This window comes from Streptomyces sp. TRM68416 (assembly GCF_014596915.1).
Taxonomy (GTDB): Bacteria; Actinomycetota; Actinomycetes; order Streptomycetales; family Streptomycetaceae; genus Streptomyces.
This window is the reverse complement of sequence record NZ_JACVWU010000016.1, coordinates 193,222-211,408: the sequence shown is the minus strand read 5'-3', so window position 1 is coordinate 211,408 and position 18,187 is coordinate 193,222. Positions and strand designations below refer to the sequence as shown.

Here is an 18,187-nt window from a genome sequence, read left to right as displayed (position 1 = left end):
CCGCTGCGCCCACCCGTGCCGCCCCAGCGGCACGACTGCCCGCAGCTGGGCTGGTGGAGGTGCGCCGCGGCCGGGTGTGTCGGTCGGTGCGGTTGGCCGCAGCTGGGTTGGTGGAGGTGCGCCGCGGCCGGGTGGGGTGGGGTTGCGGTTACGTTGGTTGGGGTCTTGATGGCAAGTAGGGGGCCGTTGAGGGGAGGCCCAGGTCGGACGGGAGTAGGGAGCCCACCCAGCAGTCTCGGCGTACGCCCTGGTGGAGGAGGGCGGAGCGGAGGGTGCCCTCGATGGTGAAGCCGGTGTGTTCGGCGACGGCTCGGGAGGGGGTGTTGCCGGCCTGTGCGCGCCATTCCACCCGGTCGATCGAGAGGTGCACGAAGGCCCAGCGGGAGGCGGTGAGGACGGCCTCGGCGATGTAGCCGTTGCCGCGGTGTTCCTTCGCGGCCCAGAAGCCGATCTCGGCCTCGCTCATGGAACGCATCGTGAGGCCCAGCATGCCCACCAGTTCCTCCCCTTCGGGGAGGAAGAGACCCCACGTGAACATGGAACCGTTTCTCCAGCCCTCGGGGACCAGCTGGTCCGTGAAGCTGCGGGCATGCTCGTGGAGGTAGGGCGAGGGGATCGTGGTCCAGCGCTGGATGTCGGGGTCCTGGGCGGCCTCGTACACGGCGTCGGCGTCCTGCGGGCCGACCGCCCGCATGAGGAGGCGGTCGGTGGTGAGCGTGACGGGTTCCATCGGCCGATTCTGCTCGGAGCCTCACCGAGCGCGCCATTCATTTCGCGCTGGGTGACCGCGCGCGTGCGTTCCGCACAATTCGTGGGCGGGGGCGGCACCATCCGCGCCCCCCGGCCGTTGTCCCCTTTGACGGAGATTTGAAGCAGTGAAGGGTCGGCGTCACCAGCAGGCTCCCGGCGTGGCGGGGTCCTCGCATACGATGGCCGTTGCTCAGTCACGTCAAATGGAACCGACCGTCCCAGGCCCGACCGGCAAGGAGACCAACCCCCGTGTCCGTCCTCTCGAAGATCATGCGTGCAGGCGAAGGCAAGATCCTGCGCAAGCTGCACCGCATCGCGGACCAGGTCAACTCCATCGAAGAGGACTTCGTCGACCTCTCCGACGCCGAGCTGCGAGCCCTCACCGAGGAGTACAAGCAGCGTTACGCCGACGGCGAGACCCTGGACGACCTGCTCCCCGAGGCGTTCGCCACCGTCCGCGAGGGCGCCAAGCGCGCGCTCGGACAGCGTCACTACGACGTGCAGATCATGGGTGGCGCCGCCCTCCACCTCGGCTATGTGGCCGAGATGAAGACCGGTGAGGGCAAGACCCTCGTCGGCACGCTGCCCGCGTATCTGAACGCACTGTCCGGCAAGGGCGTTCACCTGATCACGGTCAACGACTACCTGGCCGAGCGCGACTCGGAGATGATGGGCCGCGTCCACAAGTTCCTGGGTCTGAGCGTGGGGTGCATCCTCGCCAACATGACGCCGGCCCAGCGCCGTGAGCAGTACAACTGCGACATCACCTACGGCACCAACAACGAGTTCGGCTTCGACTACCTGCGCGACAACATGGCGTGGTCCAAGGACGAGCTCGTCCAGCGCGGCCACAACTTCGCCATCGTCGACGAGGTCGACTCCATCCTCGTGGACGAGGCCCGTACGCCGCTGATCATCTCCGGCCCGGCCGACCAGGCCACCAAGTGGTACGGCGACTTCGCCAAGCTGGTCACCCGCCTGAAGAAGGGCGAGGCGGGTCAGCCGCTCAAGGGCATCGAGGAGACCGGCGACTACGACGTCGACGAGAAGAAGCGCACCGTCGGCATCCACGAGTCCGGCGTCGCCAAGGTCGAGGACTGGCTGGGCATCGACAACCTCTACGAGTCGGTGAACACGCCTCTGGTGGGCTACCTGAACAACGCCATCAAGGCCAAGGAACTCTTCAAGAAGGACAAGGACTACGTCGTCATCGACGGCGAAGTCATGATCGTCGACGAGCACACCGGCCGTATCCTCGCCGGCCGCCGCTACAACGAGGGCATGCACCAGGCGATCGAGGCGAAGGAAGGGGTGGACATCAAGGACGAGAACCAGACGCTCGCCACGATCACCCTTCAGAACTTCTTCCGCCTCTACAAGCGTCACGACCACAACGGCAAGGAACAGCCCGGCCTGTCCGGCATGACCGGTACGGCGATGACCGAGGCCGCCGAGTTCCACCAGATCTACAAGCTCGGTGTCGTGCCGATCCCGACCAACCGGCCGATGATCCGCAAGGACCAGTCGGACCTGATCTACCGCACCGAGGTCGCGAAGTTCGAGGCGGTCGTCGACGACATCGTCGAGAAGCACGAGAAGGGTCAGCCGATCCTCGTCGGCACGACCTCGGTCGAGAAGTCCGAGTACCTCTCGCAGCAGCTGAGCAAGCGCGGCGTGCAGCACGAGGTGCTCAACGCCAAGCAGCACGACCGTGAGGCGACCATCGTCGCCCAGGCCGGCCGCAAGGGCGCCGTGACCGTGGCCACCAACATGGCCGGCCGCGGTACGGACATCAAGCTCGGCGGCAACCCCGAGGACCTCGCCGAGGCGGAGCTGCGTCAGCGCGGCCTCGACCCCGAGGAGCACATCGAGGAGTGGGCCCAGGCCCTGCCGGCCGCCCTGGAGCGGGCCGAGCTGGCCGTCAAGGCGGAGAAGGAAGAGGTCGAGGCGCTCGGCGGCCTCTACGTGCTCGGTACCGAGCGGCACGAGTCGCGTCGTATCGACAACCAGCTGCGCGGTCGTTCCGGCCGTCAGGGCGACCCGGGCGAGTCCCGCTTCTACCTGTCCCTGGGCGACGACCTCATGCGTCTGTTCAAGGCGCAGATGGTCGAGCGCGTGATGTCGATGGCGAACGTCCCGGACGACGTGCCGATCGAGAACAAGATGGTCACGCGCGCGATCGCGTCCGCGCAGTCGCAGGTCGAGCAGCAGAACTTCGAGACGCGTAAGAACGTCCTGAAGTACGACGAGGTCCTCAACCGGCAGCGTGAGGTCATCTACGGCGAGCGCCGCCGCGTCCTGGAGGGCGAGGACCTGCACGAGCAGATCCAGCACTTCATGGACGACACGATCGACGCGTACGTCGCGGCGGAGACCGCCGAGGGCTTCGCCGAGGAGTGGGACCTGGACCGGCTGTGGGGCGCCTTCAAGCAGCTCTACCCGGTGAAGGTCACCATCGAGGAGCTGGAGGAGACGGCCGGTGACCGGGCCGGTCTGACCGCCGAGTTCATCGCCGACTCCATCAAGGACGACATCCGCTCCCAGTACGAGGCGCGTGAGGCGCAGCTCGGCTCCGAGATCATGCGTGAGCTGGAGCGCCGGGTCGTGCTGTCGGTCCTGGACCGCAAGTGGCGCGAGCACCTCTACGAGATGGACTACCTCCAGGAGGGCATCGGCCTGCGCGCGATGGCGCAGAAGGACCCGCTGGTCGAGTACCAGCGCGAGGGCTTCGACATGTTCACCGCCATGATGGAGGGCATCAAGGAGGAGTCCGTCGGCTACCTGTTCAACCTGGAGGTCCAGGTCGAGCAGCAGGTCGAGGAGGTCCCGGTCGAGGACGCCAAGCCGTCGCTCGACAAGCAGGACGCGGTGCCGGCCCAGGCGGGCGCGCGTCCGGAGATCCGCGCCAAGGGTCTCGACGCCCCGCAGCGGCGGAACCTCCACTTCTCCGCGCCGACCGTGGACGGCGAGGGCGGCACCATCGAGGGCGACTGGGACGAGGACGGCGAGCCGGTGCGTTCGGAGGCCGACGGCCTCACGCGCGCGGAGCGCCGCAAGCAGTCCCGTGGCGGGCGTCGCCGCAAGAAGTAACCGGAAGCGGTGCCCGGGAGGGCGCCGTACGGGCTGAGAGGGCCGGGTCACCTTGGGGTGCCCGGCCCTTCGGCGTATACGGCGGTGGCGTGCCCTCGGCGGGTGCGGGTGCGGCCTGTCCTTTGGTGCGTGGAGCGGTGGCGTGCCCATGGGCGGGGGTGCGGGGCGGTGCCGTGCCTGTGGGCGGGTGCGGAGCGGTGCCGTGCCCTCAGTCGTCGTTCGCGCGCGGCCTGCGCGGGCCGCCGAGTTCCACGGCGGTGCAGCGCCAGCGCAGATCCCGGCCCTGTTCCAGGCGGAAGGCCATGGCCCGCAGCCGGTCGCCGGCGCCGATGCGGGCGAAGGCCTCGATGGTGCCGGGGGAGGGGACGTAGTAGCCGATGTCCCTGACGACGGGGCGGGAGCCGCGGGTGGTGCGCAGGGGGCCGCGTTCGGCGAGCCAGGCCAGGTCGTCGTAGGCGCGGCCCGCGGGTGTGCCGGAGCATGCAGTGCACGGGGCGCTGTCCGCTCAGGACCGCGAGGAGGCGGTCGGCGAAGACGTCCGTGGGGCGCGGCTGCGTGACGGGCGTGGGGAGGGCGGGGACGGGGCGGCGGGGGGTCTGGGGCGGTACGGAGGGGGAGGGGGCTGTGGGGCTGTCCTGGGAGATCTGGGGGGCCTGGAGGGGGTGGAGAGGGTGGAGGGCGGTGCTCTGGCCCGGGGGTGTGGTGCGTGCGTTCGGGGTGGTGTTGCTGCGGCCGGGGGCCGGTGTGGGGCGGGTGTCGCGGGGGCGGGTGGAGAGCCTGGTGGAGGTGGGGGAGGCCGGCGGGCGGCCTTCGGGGGTCGCCGTGCGGGTGCTGCCCGGGCCTGGGGTGCGGGGTGGGGTGCCGCCGGGGCGGCGGGTGTCGCGGCGGCCCGGCGGGCGGGCGCCCGGGTGCTGGCCCTGTGCGCCCTGTGCCCTCGTCATGACCTTGTTCATGGGTGCCCTCGCATCGACGGGCCCGGGGATACCGGGCGGTAACTTCGGGTTGGGGATCTTGTACGGGGGCGGCGAGGGCGACGGCAAGCGTGGGTGGGGGCCGGGTGCGGGGGCCGGAAAGTTCACCTATCCGGCTGGCGCAGGGGTGCCGGAGCCCGGGTCGGCGGGGGTGGGCCGGGTGAGTTCCGGGACGGGAGTGGACGGCGCAGGGGGCCTGGGCGGGAACCCGAAAGGGGACGCCCGCACGTATCCTGAAGGCCCCTTCGGGAGTGCGGGAACGCCTCTCCGGAGACCTCTGTGGAGCCCTCCGACCACGAAAGCGGCCAGCCATGCGCGTCTACGTCCCCTCGACCCTCCTCGGTCTCGCCGAGGCGTACGAGACGGGTGAGCTGGGGGCCGGGCCGCTCGTCGCCTACGCCGTGACGCCCGGGCTGCGTGAGTGGTACCTCTCCGACGACATCGAGGAGCTGGAGTACGCGGCGCTGAACCGGGCCGCGCTGGCCTCCCTGCGGCTGCTGGCCACGGAGCCCGGGGCGGTGCGGCGCCGGGTCGTGGTCGCCGTCGACGTGCCCGACGGCGCGGCGACGGCCGACCCGGACCGGGGGCTCGATCCGGCCGCGCTCGGCGAGGTGCGGGTCGCGGGGCCGGTGCCGTTGGCCAAGGCGGCGTCGGTCCATGTCGACGCCGGGGACGCGGAGGCGGACGTGACGGCGGCGGTGGGGGCGCTGGAGGCGGCGGACGGCGGGGACGACGACGCGCAGTTCGTCGTGGACGGGGCCGAGGACCACGAGCTGCTCTGGTACGCGACGCAGGAGATCCCGAACCTGGTGGGGCTCGGCGGCTGAGTGTGACCGCTGTGGCTCCGCATTCGTGACCTGCGGTTCTCTTGATTGTCAGTGGCGGCGGGTACGTTTTTGGCATGGGGATGCAGACAGGGGCGCACATCGTCTGGGACTGGAACGGGACGCTGTTCCACGACAACGACGCGATCATCGGGGCGACGAACGCGGCGTTCGGCGAGCTGGGGCTGGCGCCGATCACGATGGAGCAGTACCGGACGCTGTACTGCGTGCCGGTGCCGAAGTTCTACGAGCGGTTGCTGGGGCGGCTGCCGACGGACGCCGAGTGGGAGGTCATGGACGAGACCTTCCACCGGTACTACACGGAGCACCGGGTGCGGTGCGGGCTGACCGCAGGGGTGACCGAGCTGCTGGCGGACTGGCGGGCGACGGGGCGCAGTCAGTCCATTCTCAGCATGTACGGCCACGACGAACTGGTTCCGCTGGTGCGGGGGTTCGGGATCGAGGGCCACTTCATACGGGTGGACGGGCGCACGGGGCCCTCCGGGGGCAGCAAGGCCGAGCACATGGTGCGGCATCTCTCGGCGCTGGACGGGGTGGATCCTGCGCGGACGGTGGTGATCGGGGACGCTGCGGATGATGCGGTGGCGGCGCGGCGGGTGGGGGCGCGGGCCGTGCTGTACACCGGGGGGTCGCACAGTCGGGCCAGCCTTGAGGGTGTGGGCGTTCCGGTGGTGGACACATTGGACGAGGCGGTCGCGGAGGCGGAGCGGTTGGCGGCGTAGGCGGGGTGCCGCGGGTAGCCGTCGGCCGGGGGCGGGTCGCGCGGCCCGGCGCTGACGGGGTGCCGCCTGCGCCCACCCGTGCCGCCCCAGGCGGCACTCATGCCCGCAGGGTGGACGGTGGCCGTGGTGGTTACGGCAGGAGTCGTCAGGTCGGGCCTGTGCAGAATGTCAAAGTTCCGGGCCAAGTTTTGTACACATACGGCTCATGACGGGGGCCGGGTCAGGGGCGATAGCCTTGTGGCGTGATCAGCGCGATAGCTCGCGGGGGCACTGTCGCCCCTGCCCTGCGCCCGGCGAACACGGACGACATCCGTGACCGGGCGGCGGTCGCTGGTCTTCGCAGGCGGGGCCGGGGCGTGAGAGTTCCCCGGACGCCGCACAACCCCGATGTGCAGGGACTGCCGAGAGCAGTGTCACACCCGTCGGGCGCGGCGAAATTGGCTGACATCCCCCCGCTCATCTCACCTCGCGGCATAGCGTCGAAGCAGACCGGACACCCCGCGTCACGACGTAACGCCGGAGGAGACGAGACCGTACTTCCTTCAACGTCACGCAACGGCGCGCGACAGGAGCCAGAGGACAATGCAGACCAAGCTGGACGAAGCCAAGGCCGAGCTGCTCGAACGGGCCGCCCGGGTAGCTGAGAACAGCCCGGTCGGGGGGCACCTACCGACTGGGACACCGGGCGAGAGCACCCCGGACCGGGACACCGTGCTCTCGTTCCTCCAGCGCTACTACCTGCACACCGCCCCGGAGGACCTCGGCGACCGCGACCCGGTCGACATCTTCGGAGCCGCCTTCTCGCACTACCGGCTGGCCGAGACGCGCCCGCAGGGCACGGCCAACGTGCGGGTCCACACCCCGACCGTGGAGGAGAACGGCTGGACCTGCAGCCACTCCGTCGTCGAGGTCGTCACCGACGACATGCCCTTCCTCGTCGACTCGGTCACCAACGAGCTGACCCGGCAGGGGCGTGGCATCCACGTCGTCATCCACCCCCAGGTCGTCGTCCGCCGCGATGTCACCGGCAGGCTCGTCGAGGTGCTCAGCAACCCCCCGGCGGCCGGTGAGCGTCCGCACGACGCGCACACCGAGTCCTGGATCCACGTCGAGATCGACCGCGAGACCGACCGCGCCGACCTGAAGCAGATCACCAACGACCTGCTGCGCATCCTGTCCGACGTCCGCGAGGCCGTCGAGGACTGGGAGAAGATGCGGGACGCGGCGATCCGCATCGGCGAGAGCCTCGGCGAGGAGCACATGCCCGGGGACCTGGCCCGGCCGGAGGTCGAGGAAGCCCGCGAGCTGCTGCGCTGGCTGGCCGCCGATCACTTCACCTTCCTGGGCTACCGGGAGTACCAGCTCCGGGACGACGACTCCCTCGCGGCCGTTCCGGGCACCGGGCTCGGCATCCTGCGTTCCGACCCGCACCACGCCGGTGAGGACTCCCACCCCGTCAGCCCGTCCTTCGAGCGGCTGCCGGCCGACGCCCGCGCCAAGGCCCGCGAGCACAAGCTGCTGGTCCTCACCAAGGCCAACAGCCGCGCCACCGTCCACCGGCCGTCGTACCTGGACTACATCGGCGTCAAGAAGTTCGACGCGGACGGCAATGTGGTCGGTGAGCGCCGGTTCCTCGGGCTGTTCTCCTCCGCCGCCTACACCGAGTCCGTCCGCCGCGTCCCGGTCATCCGACGCAAGGTCGACGAGGTCCTCAAGCGCGCCGGGTTCTCGCCCAACAGCCACGACGGCCGCGACCTGCTCCAGATCCTGGAGACCTACCCGCGCGACGAGCTCTTCCAGACGCCCCCCGACGAACTGCAGGCGATCGTCACCAGCGTCCTGTACCTCCAGGAGCGCCGCCGTCTCCGGCTCTACCTGCGCCAGGACGAGTACGGGCGCTACTACTCCGCCCTCGTCTACCTGCCCCGCGACCGCTACACCACCGGCGTCCGGCTGCGGATCATCGACATCCTGAAGGAGGAGCTCGGCGGCATCAGCGTCGACTTCACCGCCTGGAACACCGAGTCGATCCTCTCCCGGCTGCACTTCGTGGTCCGGGTCCCGCAGGGCACCGAGCTGCCGGAGCTCAGCGACGCGGACAAGGAGCGCATCGAGGCCCGCCTGGTGGAGGCCGCGCGCTCGTGGGCCGACGGGTTCGCCGAAGCCCTCAACGCCGAACTCGGCGAGGAGCAGGCGGCGGAGCTGCTGCGCCGCTACAACAACGCCTTCCCCGAGGGCTACAAGGCCGACCACACCCCGCGCGCGGCGGTCGCCGACCTCGTCCACCTCGAACAGCTCACCGAGGACCACAACTTCGCGCTGAGCCTGTACGAGCCCGTCGGCGCCGCCCCCGAGGAGCGCCGCTTCAAGATCTACCGCAAGGGCGGCTCCGTCTCGCTGTCCGCGGTGCTGCCGGTGCTCAGCCGGCTCGGTGTCGAGGTCGTCGACGAGCGGCCGTACGAACTGCGCTGCGCCGACCGCAGTGCCGCCTGGATCTACGACTTCGGTCTGCGCATGCCGACCGCGAAGAACGGCGACTACAGCGGCGACGACGCCCGCGAGCGCTTCCAGGAGGCCTTCGCCGCCACCTGGACCGGGCAGGCCGAGAACGACGGCTTCAACGCGCTGGTGCTGAGCGCCGGACTGAACTGGCGCCAGGCGATGGTGCTGCGGGCCTACGCCAAGTACCTGCGCCAGGCCGGTTCCACGTTCAGCCAGGACTACATGGAGGACACCCTCCGCAACAACGTCCACACCACCCGGCTGCTCGTCTCCCTGTTCGAGGCGCGGATGTCGCCGGACCGGCAGCGCGCCGGGCACGAGATCGTGGACGCCCTGCTCGAAGAGGTCGACGCGGCGCTGGAGCAGGTGGCCTCGCTCGACGAGGACCGCATCCTGCGCTCCTTCCTCACCGTCATCAAGGCGACCCTGCGCACGAACTTCTTCCAGGAGGCCGGCGGCGGGAAGCCGCACGACTACGTCTCCATGAAGTTCGACCCGCAGGCCATCCCGGACCTGCCGGCGCCGCGCCCCGCGTTCGAGATCTGGGTGTACTCGCCGCGCGTCGAGGGCGTGCACCTGCGCTTCGGCAAGGTCGCGCGCGGCGGCCTGCGCTGGTCCGACCGGCGTGAGGACTTCCGGACGGAGATCCTCGGCCTGGTCAAGGCGCAGATGGTGAAGAACACCGTCATCGTGCCGGTCGGCGCCAAGGGCGGGTTCGTCGCCAAGCAGTTGCCCGACCCGGGCGTGGACCGGGACGCGTGGCTGGCCGAGGGCATCGCCAGCTACAGGACGTTCATCTCGGCGCTGCTCGACATCACCGACAACATGGTCGCGGGCGAGGTCGTGCCCCCGGCCGACGTCGTCCGGCACGACGAGGACGACACCTACCTCGTCGTCGCCGCCGACAAGGGCACCGCGACCTTCTCCGACATCGCCAACGAGGTCGCCCAGACGTACAACTTCTGGCTCGGCGACGCCTTCGCCTCCGGCGGTTCGGCCGGCTACGACCACAAGGGCATGGGCATCACCGCCCGCGGCGCCTGGGAGTCCGTCAAGCGGCACTTCCGGGAGCTGGACGTGGACACCCAGTCCGAGGACTTCACGGTCGTCGGCATCGGCGACATGTCCGGTGACGTGTTCGGCAACGGCATGCTGCTCAGCGAGCACATCCGGCTGGTGGCCGCCTTCGACCACCGGCACATCTTCATCGACCCGAACCCGGACGCGGCCACCGGCTACGCCGAGCGCCGCCGCGTCTTCGAGCTGCCCCGCTCCAGCTGGGCCGACTACAACACCGAGCTGATCTCGTCGGGCGGCGGCGTCTTCCCCCGTACCGCCAAGGCGATCCAGCTCAACGCCCACATCCGCGAGGCCCTCGGCATCGAGGGCAAGGTGTCCAAGATGACGCCGGCCGAGCTGATGAAGGCGATCCTCAAGGCGCCGGTGGACCTGCTGTGGAACGGCGGCATCGGCACGTACGTGAAGGCCTCCACCGAGTCCCACGCGGACGTCGGCGACAAGGCCAACGACGCCATCCGGGTCGACGGCGCCGACCTGCGCGTCAAGGTCGTCGGCGAGGGCGGCAACCTGGGCCTGACCCAGCTGGGCCGGATCGAGTTCGCCACGCACGGCGGCCGGGTCAACACCGACGCCATCGACAACAGCGCGGGCGTGGACACCTCCGACCACGAGGTGAACATCAAGATCCTGCTCAACGGCCTGGTCTCGGACGGCGACATGACCGTCAAGCAGCGCAACAAGCTGCTCGCGGAGATGACCGACGAGGTCGGCCGGCTGGTCCTGCGCAACAACTACGCGCAGAACACGGCGATCGCCAACGCCCTCGCCCAGTCCAAGGACATGCTCCACGCCCAGCAGCGCTTCATGAAGCACCTGGTCCGCGAGGGGCATCTGGACCGGGCGCTGGAGTTCCTGCCCACCGACCGCCAGATCCGTGAACGCCTCGCCCAGGGGCACGGCCTGACCGGCCCGGAGACGGCCGTGCTGCTGGCGTACACGAAGATCACGGTCGCCGAGGAGCTGCTGCACACCTCGCTGCCGGACGACCCCTACCTGCACCGGCTGCTGCACGCGTACTTCCCGTCCGCGCTGCGCGAGCAGTTCGCCGAGCACATCGACAGCCACCCGCTGCGCCGCGAGATCACCACGACCGTGCTGGTCAACGACACGGTCAACACGGGCGGTACGACGTATCTGCACCGGCTGCGCGAGGAGACCGGTGCCTCGCTGGAGGAGATCGTCCGGGCGCAGACCGCGGCCCGCGCGATCTTCCGCTCGGCGCCCGTGTGGGACGCGGTCGAGACCCTGGACAACCGGGTCGAGGCCGCCGTACTCACCCGGATCCGGCTGCACTCGCGCCGGCTGGTGGAGCGCGGCACGCGCTGGCTGCTCAACAACCGGCCGCAGCCGGTGCAGCTCACCGAGACCGTCGATTTCTTCGGCGAGCGGGTCGAGCAGGTGTGGCAGGAACTGCCGAAGCTGCTGCGCGGCGCGGATCTGGAGTGGTACCAGCAGATCTTCGACGAGCTGTCCGGCGCCGGCGTCCCGGACGAGATCGCCACGCGCGTGGCCGGGTTCTCCTCCGCCTTCCCGGCGCTCGACATCGTCTCGGTGGCCGACCGCACGGGCAAGGAGCCGCTGGACGTCGCCGAGGTCTACTACGACCTCGCCGACCGGCTGCGGATCACCCAGCTCATGGACCGCATCATCGAGCTGCCCCGCGCCGACCGCTGGCAGTCCATGGCCCGCGCCTCCATCCGCGAGGACCTCTACGCCGCCCACGCGGCCCTGACCGCGGACGTCCTCGCCGTCGGCAACGGCACCTCCACGCCGGAGCAGCGGTTCAAGGCGTGGGAGGAGAAGAACGCCGCGATCCTGGGCCGGGCGCGCACCACGCTGGAGGAGATCCAGGGCTCGGACGCGTTCGACCTCGCCAACCTGTCGGTGGCGATGCGGACGATGCGCACCCTGCTGCGGACGCATTCGTAGCCGGTACGACGACCAGGGCGCCCCGAGCCGGGAGAGGCTCGGGGCGCCCTGGTGTCCGTAGGGGCTAGGCGGGCTGTTTCGGCTTCGGCTTTGGCCTGGCCTTGGGCTTCTTGTCGCCGGTGAACGCCTCGTACTCCTTCATGACGTCCTCCGTGGGGCCGTCCATGCGCAGTTCGCCGCGTTCCAGCCAGAGCACCCGGTCGCAGGTGTCGCGGATCGACTTGTTGCTGTGGCTGACCAGGAAGACCGTGCCCGCGTGCTGCCGCAGTTCGCGGATGCGGGCCTCGGACCGCTTGCGGAAGGAGGCGTCGCCGGTGGCGAGGGCCTCGTCGATGAGGAGGACGTCGTGGTCCTTGGCGGCGGCGATGGAGAAGCGGAGCCGGGCGCCCATGCCGGAGGAGTAGGTGCGCATGGGCAGGGTGATGAAGTCGCCCTTGTCGTTGATGCCGGAGAAGTCGACGATCTCCTGGTAGCGCTCCTTGATCTGCTCGCGGGACATGCCCATGGCGAGGCCGCCGAGGAAGACGTTGCGCTCGCCGGTCAGGTCGCTCATCAGGGCCGCGTTGACGCCGAGGAGGGAGGGCTGGCCGTCGGTGTAGATGGCGCCGTTCTCCACCGGCAACAGGCCCGCGACGGCCTTGAGCAGGGTGGACTTGCCGGAGCCGTTGGTGCCGATGAGGCCGATGGCCTCGCCCTTGTACGCGACGAAGGACACGTTCCGCACGGCGTGCACCTTGCGGACGCCGGCCGCCTTCTCGGTCTGCTTGCGGCGCATGATGCGGTTGAGGGCGGCGGTGGCGGAGCCGCGGCCGGCGCCGGTGCCGTTGACCCGGTAGACGATGTCGACGCGGTCGGCGATGACGGTGGGGGTCTGCTCGCTGGGGTACTTCTCGCTGGTGTGCTCAGCCACGGCCGTAGGTCTCCTCAGCCTTCCAGAAGTAGATGAAGCCTCCGACGCCGGCGAGCAGGGCCCAGCCGGTGGCGAGCGCCCACACGTGCGGCGGGAGCTGGCTGCCCTGGAAGGTGTCGATCAGGGCGAAGCGCATGAGGTCGATGTAGACGGCCGGGGGGTTGGCCTGGAGCACCGGGCCCACCCAGGACGGCCAGTCCGGGTGCTTGGTCAGCAGGTGGTCGATGCTCCACATCACGCCGGAGGTGTACATCCAGGTGCGCAGCACGAACGGCATCAGCTGGGCGATGTCCGGGGTCTTCGCACCGACCCGGGCCATGATCATCGAGACGCCCGCGTTGAAGACGAACTGGAGCGCCAGGGCGGGCACGGCGAGCAGCCAGGAGGCGGCGACCGGGACGCCGAAGGCGAGCACGATGACGACCAGGGCGCCCATGGAGAACAGCAGTTGCTGGAGCTGCTGGAGGCAGAAGGAGATCGGCAGCGCGGCCCGCGGGAAGTGCAGGGCCCGGACGAGGCCCAGGTTGCCGGAGATCGCGCGGGTGCCCGTGAGGATCGAACTCTGTGTGAAGGTCCAGATGAACACGCCCGTGACCAGGAACGGGACGTAGTCCGGCACCCCGTCCCTGCTGCCCAGCAGCACGCCGAAGATCAGGAAGTAGACGGCCGCGTTCAGCAGCGGGTTCATGATCTGCCAGAGCTGGCCGAGCTTGGCCTGGCTGTACTGGGCGGTGAGCTTGGCGGTGGAGAACGCGGTGATGAAGTGGCGCCGGTCCCACAGCTGCCGGACGTACTCGCGCAGGGTGGGGCGGGCACCGCTGACCGCGAGGCCGTGGCGGGCGGCGAGGGCCGCGAGGTCGACGTCGGGTGGGGCCGTCGTCGGGGGCGGTGTGTCGAGGACCTGGCTCACATCCGCTGCTTTCGCTCGGGGGGTGGGGGCGCGCCCGTCCGGTCGCCGGGAGTTTCCTCACGTGACTCTTCACGTTCTCTTACGTCGGGACGGGACCGTATCGTCGCAACGTGAGCGTAGGCCGATCGGACGTCGGAACGCAACCGTTTCGTCGTCACGCCCTATGCTGGTCCGCATGACGACGAACGCCGACGGACCCCAGCCGCGCCCGCGCCGCCGGGCCCCCGCCGGGGCGGCCGTGCTGCGGGCGGACGTGACGGAGGCGATCCGGGCGGCCGTCTTCGAGGAACTCGCCGCCGTCGGCTACGCGCGGATGTCGATCGAGGGGATCGCGCGGCGGGCGGGGGTCGGCAAGACCGCGGTGTACCGGCGGTGGCGGTCCAAGCTGCATCTGGTGCTGGACGTCGTTTCGGCGCTTGCCGTGCAAGGGCTGCCCGCGCCGGACACGGGTTCGCTGGAGAGCGATCTTCGGCTGCTGTACGAGGTGACCTCGCGGGCGTTGCGGCACCCTGTCGCTTCGCAGATCATGCCGGATCTTCAGGCCGAGGCGGCTCGTAATCCCGAGATCGCCGAGGCTCTGCAGAAGGCGTTGCGGGAGGGGCAGGACGGGGTTGCGAGTGGGATTGTGGCGGCGGCGGAGCGGCGGGGTGAGGTGCGCGAGGGGGTTGACCATGACCTGGCGCTGGATCTGATCTCCGGGCCGCTGTATTGGCGGTCGGTGGTGATTCGTAGTCCGAAGCTGCCGAAGGGGTATCTGGCGGCGTTGGCTCGGGCTACGGCGGGGGCGCTCAGGGCGTTGTGAGCGGGGGCTCGGGGGTTCGATCGCCTGTGCCGATGGGGTGCCGTCGGTTGGGGCCGACGTGGGGTGGGTGTGCTTGCCCGCGCTTGCGGGGTGCCGCTCTCTGTGGCAGCGGGCGCCGCCCCAGCGGCACGATTGCCCGCAGCTAGGCAGCTAGGCAGCTAGGCAGCTAGGCAGCTGTGCGGCTACGCGGCGTTCAGTTGCGTGCTGCTTCTGGGTGTTGGCGTACCCAGCCCTCCCAGGCTGAGGTGATCATGTCCTGGATGTTGTGTTTGGCCTTCCAGTCGAGTTCGGTGGTGGCGCGGTCGGCGGAGGCGACCACGCGGGCCGGGTCGCCGGGGCGGCGCGGGGTCGTGACGGGCGGGCGGTCGTAGCCGGTCAGGGCGTTGATCAGGTCGATCATCTCGCGGACGGAGACGCCCTCGCCGCGGCCGATGTTCAGGGTGAGGTCACGGCCCGGTGTGCTCCGCAGGGCGCGGGCCGCCGCGACGTGCGCCTCGGCCAGGTCGACGACGTGGATGTAGTCGCGGATGCAGGTGCCGTCCGGGGTGGGGTAGTCGTCGCCGAAGATGCGCGGGGGCTCGTTCGCGGTGAGCTTCTCGAAGACCATCGGGACGAGGTTGAAGACGCCGGTGTCGGCGAGTTCCGGGGTGGCCGAGCCCGCCACGTTGAAGTAGCGCAGTGAGGCCGTGGCCAGGCCGGTCGCCCGGCCCGTCGCCCGTACCAGCCACTCGCCCGCCAGCTTCGTCTCGCCGTACGGCGACATCGGCGCGCAGGGCGTCTGCTCCGTCACCGACTCCACGTCCGGCATGCCGTAGACCGCAGCCGAGGACGAGAACACGAACGAGGGAACGCCGGCCGCCGTCACCTCCTGGAGCAGGACGCGCAGGCCCTCGACGTTCTCCCGGTAGTAGTGCAGGGGGCGGTCGACGGACTCACCGACCTGCTTCTTCGCCGCGAGGTGTACGACGCCGGTGATCCCGTGGTCCGTGAGGGCGCGCGCGATGTGCTCGCCGTCCAGGGTGGAGCCGACGACCAGCGGGACTCCGTCGGGCACGCGCTCGGCGATGCCGGTGGACAGATCGTCGTAGACCACGGTCCGCTCGCCCGCCTCGGTCATGGCGCGGACGACGTGCGCCCCGATGTAGCCGGCGCCGCCGGTGATCAGCCAGGTCATGTGCGGCCGTCCCCTCGTCTGTTGCCCCGTGCGTGGAGCATATCCACTCGGATCGGCCGTCAATGAGCGGTGAGTGCCGGTCGGCCGCCCGGGCGCTGGGCCGTGTTCGCTACGGGCGCCGTCCCGCTACTGCGCGCATCCCGGTGTCTCCGACAGGGCCGCCTCGTCCAGGGTGTGGGTGAGTTCGTCCAGGCGGCTGCGCAGGGCGCGGATCTCGTCGACGTCGCACCCGGTGGCCGCGGCGATCCGCCGCGGTACCTGGAGCGCCTGTTCCCGCAGGGCCGTGCCCTCCTCGGTCAGCCGTACCTCCACGGACCGCTCGTCGCGCGCGCTGCGCTCCCGGCGGACCAGGCCGGCCGCCTCCAGCCGCTTCAGCAGCGGCGAGAGCGTGCCGGAGTCGAGGCGCAGGCGCTCGCCCAGCCTCTTGACGGGCAGGTCCCCGTCCTCCCACAGGACCAGCATCGCCAGGTACTGCGGGTAGGTGAGGCCGAGGTCCTTGAGGATCACGCGGTAGACGCCGTTGAAGGCGCGCGAGGCGGCGTGCAGGGAGAAGCAGATCTGGTTGTCCAGGCGGAGCCACTCCTCCGGGGAGGTGGCGGCTGCGGGGGTCTCGGCGGTCGGGGTCATGTCTCCAGAGTAGCCCCTGCCCCCAATTTAGTTGTGCACAATTTAATTGTGTGCTCTACTGGTCTGTGTCAGCGACCACCGACTTCTCCCACAGGGACGGTTCTTCCATGGATGCCATCTACACCGCTGTCGCCACCGCCACCCACGGCCGCGAGGGGCGCGCCGTCAGCTCCGACGGCAAGCTCGACCTCCAGCTGGCCCCGCCGGTGGAGCTCGGCGGCAACGGCCAGGGCACCAACCCCGAGCAGCTCTTCGCCGCCGGTTACGCCGCCTGCTTCGCCAGCGCCCTCGGCCTGGTCGGCCGCCAGGCCAAGGTGGACATCAGCGACGCCGCCGTCACCGGCGAGGTCGGCATCGGCAAGCAGGGCGCCGGCTTCGGCCTCGCGGTGACCCTCCGCGTCGAGCTGCCCGAGTCCGTGGACGAGGCCACCGGCCGCAAGCTGGTCGACCAGGCCCACCAGGTCTGCCCCTACTCCAACGCCACCCGCGGCAACATCCCCGTCGACATCGTCGTCGAGTAAGGCCCGGTCAAGGACCGGCCCGCCTCATTGAGGGACGGGGGTCCGGCCGGTGTGCCCCTGCACCGGCAGCGGCACCCGGCCGCGCAGCACCTGCTCCAGCAGCAGCGGCACCCCCACCACCGGCAGCAGCCACGCCAGGACGATCAGCCGGTCGCCCCAGATGGAGATGTCGGGGTGGCCGGCCTGCGTGAGGATCCCGGTGAACGCGGCGGCGATCAGGAAGATCCCGAACACCGGCCGCCGGAGCGCCCCCCATGCCCCGGCGGCCAGCGCCGTCACGAACAGCGGCTCCAGCGCCTGGCGGCGCAGCCACTCCACCCAGAAGTTCAGCTGCAGGTGCAGGAACTCCGGCCAGGGCCGGGTCCGGTCGGGGCGGGTGAAGTGGTCGGCGAGCAGGTCCTGCACGCTCTCGGACGCCGACGGATAGCCCAGCAGCTTCGACAGCAGCAGCGTCGCGAGGGCGGCGGCCAGGCCGACCCCGGCGATCGCCAGGATGCCCCGCCCCGGCGCCCGGCCCCGCCGCCACCGCGCCACGGCGACCACGGCGCCCGCGCCCGCCAGGCACACGCCCAGGAACAGCGCCTGCGAGTGCTTCACCGTGAACAGTGCGGCGAGTGCGCCCGCGATCAGCCACAGCCCGGCCCGCCGCCCCTTCAGCACCAGCGCACAGCCCCACACGGCCGCGAGCGTCAGGGCCATCAGCAGGCCCTCCGCCATGGGCCGCATGGCCGTCGTTCCGCACGGCAGGACGTAGTACAGCGCCTGCCCGGTCAGCGCCAGCGGCACCGGGACGGACAGCGTGCGCAGGATCAGGAACGCCAGCACACCGCCCGCGCCCGCGATCAGGACGCTCGCCGCCCACAGCCCCCAGGTCGCGCCGAGCACGGTGACGAACGGGACGAGGAACACCGGGTACCCGGGCCGGACGGAGAAGATTCCCATGAACCGCTCCGAGGAGAACGGCACGGTGAGCCCGACCGTCCGCCCGGCCTTCAGCCGCGCCTCGACCTCGGGCCACTCCCGGGCCCGGCACTCCGCCATGACCCGTGGGGTGGGGTCGGGACGGTGGAAGCGGAGCACGTGCACGCTCTGGTTGCGGCGCGCGGTCGCCGCCCTGGAGGCGCAGTAGTGCTCGATGGTCGCGGCCGCCGCCTCCGCCTTGCTGTCCCCGCGCAGAGTGAAGGCGTACGACAGGTAGTTCCTGGTGTCGGGGGTGTCCCGGCCGGTGACGCTCGCCAGTTGCAGGACCGCGAAGACGGCGGCCAGGGCCAGGACCCAGGTGCGCGGCCTCATGACTGCGTGAGGCGGCCGGCCTGCCGACCGCCGGGCCGCCCCGCGGGACGCCAGGTGGACG

The 18,187-nt window shown here is 70.6% G+C and carries 12 protein-coding genes and 1 pseudogene; 6 read left to right on the top strand and 7 right to left on the bottom strand.

Annotated features, from left to right (window positions below):
* Nucleotides 1–148 precede the first annotated feature (148 nt).
* On the bottom strand, nt 149–730 hold the full coding sequence (locus ICC28_RS25270; RefSeq protein ID WP_188290988.1) for a GNAT family N-acetyltransferase: 582 nt from the start codon (nt 728–730) through the stop codon (nt 149–151).
* Between the two features lie 269 nt (nt 731–999).
* Between ICC28_RS25270 and secA the strand changes: the two genes are divergently transcribed.
* The gene (gene secA / locus ICC28_RS25265; protein ID WP_188290987.1) at nt 1,000–3,840 is read left to right on the top strand and encodes a preprotein translocase subunit SecA; all 2,841 of its coding nucleotides are present in this window, start codon (nt 1,000–1,002) and stop codon (nt 3,838–3,840) included.
* 208 nt (nt 3,841–4,048) lie between these two features.
* Here the strand turns inward: secA and ICC28_RS40760 are convergent.
* Nucleotides 4,049–4,793 (bottom strand): annotated as a pseudogene (locus tag ICC28_RS40760) (Rv3235 family protein).
* A gap of 329 nt (nt 4,794–5,122) precedes the next feature.
* Here ICC28_RS40760 and ICC28_RS25255 point away from each other — a divergent pair.
* The 3 genes from ICC28_RS25255 to ICC28_RS25245 all read left to right on the top strand — a co-directional run bounded on the left by ICC28_RS25255 (nt 5,123) and on the right by ICC28_RS25245 (nt 11,889).
* A complete protein-coding gene (locus ICC28_RS25255; protein WP_188290986.1) occupies nt 5,123–5,638 on the top strand; it encodes a DUF6912 family protein in 516 nt (171 codons plus the stop codon).
* Nucleotides 5,639–5,712: 74 nt separating this feature from the next.
* Nucleotides 5,713–6,378 carry an HAD family hydrolase gene (locus tag ICC28_RS25250; protein WP_188290985.1) on the top strand — a complete coding sequence of 222 codons (666 nt, stop codon included), beginning with the start codon at nt 5,713–5,715 and terminating at the stop codon, nt 6,376–6,378.
* 582 nt (nt 6,379–6,960) lie between these two features.
* Nucleotides 6,961–11,889: an NAD-glutamate dehydrogenase gene (locus ICC28_RS25245; RefSeq protein ID WP_188290984.1), complete on the top strand. Its 4,929-nt coding sequence runs from the start codon at nt 6,961–6,963 to the stop codon at nt 11,887–11,889.
* A gap of 64 nt (nt 11,890–11,953) precedes the next feature.
* Here ICC28_RS25245 and ICC28_RS25240 read toward each other — a convergent pair whose 3' ends face one another.
* Nucleotides 11,954–12,799 (bottom strand): ABC transporter ATP-binding protein, encoded by an 846-nt coding sequence (locus ICC28_RS25240; protein WP_188290983.1) that lies wholly within the window; start codon nt 12,797–12,799, stop codon nt 11,954–11,956.
* Nucleotides 12,792–13,709, bottom strand: coding sequence for an ABC transporter permease (locus ICC28_RS25235; protein WP_188290982.1), 918 nt, complete (start codon nt 13,707–13,709; stop codon nt 12,792–12,794). Before ICC28_RS25235 ends, ICC28_RS25240 begins: the two co-directional genes overlap by 8 nt.
* 163 nt (nt 13,710–13,872) lie before the next feature.
* Between ICC28_RS25235 and ICC28_RS25230 the strand changes: the two genes are divergently transcribed.
* Entirely contained in the window at nt 13,873–14,511 is a 639-nt protein-coding gene (locus ICC28_RS25230; RefSeq protein ID WP_188290981.1) for a TetR/AcrR family transcriptional regulator, read from the top strand.
* 193 nt (nt 14,512–14,704) lie between these two features.
* Here the strand turns inward: ICC28_RS25230 and galE are convergent, their stop codons facing one another.
* Nucleotides 14,705–15,685, bottom strand: coding sequence for a UDP-glucose 4-epimerase GalE (gene galE / locus ICC28_RS25225; RefSeq protein WP_188290980.1), 981 nt, complete (start codon nt 15,683–15,685; stop codon nt 14,705–14,707).
* 126 nt (nt 15,686–15,811) lie between these two features.
* Entirely contained in the window at nt 15,812–16,312 is a 501-nt protein-coding gene (locus ICC28_RS25220; RefSeq protein WP_188290979.1) for a MarR family winged helix-turn-helix transcriptional regulator, read from the bottom strand.
* A gap of 107 nt (nt 16,313–16,419) precedes the next feature.
* Between ICC28_RS25220 and ICC28_RS25215 the strand changes: the two genes are divergently transcribed.
* Nucleotides 16,420–16,833: an organic hydroperoxide resistance protein gene (locus tag ICC28_RS25215; protein WP_188290978.1), complete on the top strand. Its 414-nt coding sequence runs from the start codon at nt 16,420–16,422 to the stop codon at nt 16,831–16,833.
* A 24-nt stretch (nt 16,834–16,857) separates the two neighbouring features.
* Here the strand turns inward: ICC28_RS25215 and ICC28_RS25210 are convergent, their stop codons facing one another.
* Nucleotides 16,858–18,126, bottom strand: a complete 1,269-nt coding sequence (locus ICC28_RS25210; protein WP_188290977.1) for a hypothetical protein — start codon at nt 18,124–18,126, stop codon at nt 16,858–16,860.
* Nucleotides 18,127–18,187 lie beyond the last annotated feature (61 nt).